At 56.8% G+C, this 292-nt stretch carries 1 pseudogene; it reads right to left on the bottom strand.

Features of this window, described 5'->3' with window-relative positions:
• Window positions 1-292, bottom strand: a pseudogene (locus JW499_RS23245) (isocitrate lyase); the annotation flags it as partial.

The following is a 292-nucleotide window of genomic DNA, read 5'->3' as shown; positions in this document are numbered from 1 at the left end:
TGCTTGGCCATCAGGTAGGTTGCTTCAGCGTTACCGAAACCGGCATCGATATCGGCGATGATAGGCACTACGTGAGTGATATGGTTATCGATTTTTTCCTGAGCGGCCGCTTCAGCAGCGCTGTCGCCGGCCTTACGGGCAGCATCGACTTCACGGAACAGGCCCCCCAGTTCGCGGGCATCAGCCTGACGCAGGAAGGTGTACAGCTCTTCAATCAGGGATGCTACGGAGGTTTTCTCGTGCATAGACTGGTCAGGCAGGGGACCAAACTCAGAGCGCAGTGCAGCAACCA

This window comes from Amphritea pacifica (assembly GCF_016924145.1).
In the GTDB taxonomy this organism is placed as follows: domain Bacteria; phylum Pseudomonadota; class Gammaproteobacteria; order Pseudomonadales; family Balneatricaceae; genus Amphritea; species Amphritea pacifica.
This window is presented reverse-complemented; position numbering and strand designations above follow the sequence as displayed.